We start from the raw sequence: 3046 nt of genomic DNA, 5'->3' as shown, positions 1-3046 counted from the left end.
GGTGTTGGCCGCGTTGGCCAAACTGGCCGCGGCGGTGGCCGCTGAGCTGGTGGCCGGCGGGCTGACGATCGTCGGGATCACCGGCTCGTCGGGCAAGACCTCGACGAAAGACCTGCTGGCCGCGGTGCTCGAGCCGCTCGGCGAAGTGGTGGCGCCGCCCGGGTCGTTCAACAACGAGCTGGGCCACCCCTGGACCGTCCTGCGCGCCACCGGCAGCACCGACTACCTGATCCTGGAGCTCTCCGCGCGCCGTCCTGGCAACATTGCCGAGCTGGCGGCGATCGCGCCGCCGGCCGTCGGGGTGGTGCTCAATGTCGGTACCGCGCATCTGGGCGAGTTCGGTTCACGCGACGCCATCGCCCAAACCAAATCCGAACTGCCGCAGGCTGTTCCACGGTCGGGAGTGGTCGTCCTCAACGTCGACGATCCCACGGTAGCGGCGATGGCCGAAGTGACCTCGGCCCGCGTGGTCCGGGTCAGCCGACACGGCCCCGCTGACGTGTGGGCCGGTCCGGTGACGCTCGACGAGCTGGCCAGGCCGCAGTTCACGTTGCATTCGGTCGACACCACCATCGACGTCCGGCTGGCAGTGCACGGCGACCATCAGGTGAGCAATGCGCTATGCGCGGCAGCGGTGGCACTGGAATGCGGCGCCAGCGCCGAGCAGGTGGCCAACGCGCTTTCCGGCGCCGGCCCGGTGTCGCAGCACCGGATGCGGGTGCACACCCGCGCTGACGGGGTCACCGTCATCGACGACGCCTACAACGCCAACCCCGATTCGATGCAGGCCGGATTGCAGGCGCTTGCCTGGATCGCCCGCGGCGGCGGGGCGGATCGGCGCCGCAGCTGGGCGGTGTTGGGCGAGATGGCCGAGCTGGGCGAGGACGCAATATCTGAACATGACCGCATCGGCCGGCTGGCGGTGCGCTTAGATGTGTCTCGACTCGTTGTCGTGGGAATGGGGAGGTCTATGAGCGCCATGCACCACGGCGCGGTCATGGAGGGCTCATGGTCCGGAGAGGCTGCGCTCGTCGATGACGCCGACGCAGCCCTGGCACTGCTGCGGGCCGAACTGCAGCCCGGGGATGTGGTGCTGGTCAAGGCTTCCAACGCTGCGGGCCTGGGCGCACTCGCCGACTCGCTGGTCGCCGACGCGCCCATATCTGACCACGGCCAGGGCGAGTCCCGATGATCGACATCCTCATCGCCGTAGCCATCGCGCTGACGGTGTCGATCTTGTTGACCCCGGTGCTGATCCGGCTGTTCACCAGGCAGGGCTTCGGTCACGAGATCCGCGAAGACGGCCCGCCGAGCCACCAGACCAAGCGCGGAACGCCGTCGATGGGCGGAGTGGCGATCCTGGCCGGCATCTGGGCGGCTTACCTGGGCACTCACCTGGCCGGACTGGCCTTCAACGGCGAGGGGCCGTCGGCGTCGGGTCTGTTGGTGCTATTTTTGGCCACCACGCTGGGCGCTGTCGGGTTCGTCGACGACCTGATCAAGATTCGGCGCTCGCGCAACCTGGGGTTGAACAAGACGGCCAAGACGGTCGGGCAGATCACCGCGGCCGTGCTCTTCGGTGTGCTGGTGATGCAGTTCCACAACGACTCCAGCCTCACACCGGGCAGCGCCAACCTGTCCTACGTACGTGAAATCGCCACCGTCGCATTGGGTCCCGTAATTTTCGTGCTGTTTTGCGTGGGCATCGTCTACTCGTGGTCGAACGCGGTGAATTTCACCGACGGGCTGGACGGTTTGGCGGGCGGCGCCATGGCCATGGTTTGCGCCGCCTACGTGCTGATCACCTTCTGGCAGTACCGCAACGCGTGCGCCGTCACGCCGGGCCCGGGTTGTTACAACGTGCGCGATCCGCTGGACCTGGCGATCGTCGCGGCAGCGACGGCGGGCGCCTGCATCGGGTTTTTGTGGTGGAATGCCGCGCCGGCGAAGATTTTCATGGGCGACACCGGATCGCTGGCGCTCGGTGGCATCATCGCCGGGATCTCGGTGACCAGCCGCACCGAGATCCTCGCGGTGGTGCTCGGCTCGCTGTTCGTCGCCGAGATCACCTCGGTCGTGATGCAGATCCTGGCCTTTCGTACCACCGGTCGCCGGGTGTTTCGGATGGCGCCCTTCCACCACCATTTCGAGCTTGTCGGCTGGGCCGAAACCACGGTGATCATCCGGTTCTGGCTGCTTACCGCCATCAGCTGCGGCCTGGGGGTGGCGCTGTTCTACAGCGAGTGGCTGGCCGCGACCGGCGGCCGCTGACATGAACCGCGACCCCGCGCGCGGTTCGATATCCGACCTGGAGCCCGGCATGCCGGTGCTGGTCGCGGGTGGCGGTGTGACCGGCCGCGCTGTTGTGGCGGCGCTGAGGCCGCTGGGTGTGTCGCCAACGCTCTGCGACGACGACCCGGCGACCCGGCGGCAGTTCTCCGACGCCGGGACAGCGACCCTGGATTCGGCTACCGCCGCCCAGCGCATCGGCGATTACGCCTTGGTCGTTACCAGTCCTGGATTCCCACCGACTGCACCGGTGCCCGTCGCCGCCGGGGCCGCCGGTGTCCCGGTGTGGGGCGACGTCGAATTGGCCTGGCGGCTCGACGCGTCCGGCCGTTACGGGCCACCGCGCCGGTGGCTGGCGGTCACCGGCACCAACGGGAAAACGACCACCACGTCCATGCTGCAGGCCATGCTCACCGCGGCGGGCCTGCGGAGCACGCTGTGCGGCAACATCGGCAGCCCGGTGCTCGACGTGCTGGACCAGCCCGCTGACTTTTTGGCGGTCGAGCTGTCCAGCTTCCAGCTGCATTGGGCGCCGTCCGTCCGGCCCGAGGCCGGCGTGGTGCTCAACATCGCCGAAGACCATCTCGACTGGCATTCGACCCTTGCCGACTACACCGCCGACAAGGCCCGGGTGCTGACCGGCCGGGTGGCGGTTGCCGGGCTGGAGGACGCGCGGGCGGCGGCGCTGCTGGCGACTACCCAGGCGCCGATCCGGGTCGGTTTCCGGCTCGGCGAACCGGCCGCCGGGGAATTCGGG

Annotated in this window: 3 protein-coding genes; all 3 read left to right on the top strand. The window is 68.7% G+C overall.

Annotated elements, in window-relative coordinates; all coding sequences use genetic code 11:
* Positions 1 to 1192, top strand: a 1192-nt coding sequence (locus WB785_RS13750; protein WP_424079892.1) for a UDP-N-acetylmuramoyl-tripeptide--D-alanyl-D-alanine ligase, incomplete at its 5' end; no start/stop codon positions are given.
* Positions 1189 to 2271, top strand: a complete 1083-nt coding sequence (gene mraY / locus WB785_RS13745) for a phospho-N-acetylmuramoyl-pentapeptide-transferase (protein ID WP_424079891.1) — start codon at positions 1189 to 1191, stop codon at positions 2269 to 2271. The genes WB785_RS13750 and mraY, both read left to right, overlap by 4 nt.
* Before the next feature lies 1 nt (position 2272).
* A partial coding sequence (gene murD, locus WB785_RS13740) for a UDP-N-acetylmuramoyl-L-alanine--D-glutamate ligase (RefSeq protein WP_424079890.1) occupies positions 2273 to 3046 on the top strand: 774 nt, incomplete at its 3' end.

This window comes from Mycobacterium sp. (assembly GCF_049585075.1).
Lineage (GTDB): Bacteria > Actinomycetota > Actinomycetes > Mycobacteriales > Mycobacteriaceae > Mycobacterium.
This window is presented reverse-complemented; position numbering and strand designations above follow the sequence as displayed.

What these genes read in the sequence shown, in the direction of transcription:
- mraY (WP_424079891.1), top strand. Translation starts at nt 1,189, where the DNA reads ATGATCGACATCCTCATCGCCGTAGCCATCGCGCTGACGGTGTCGATC.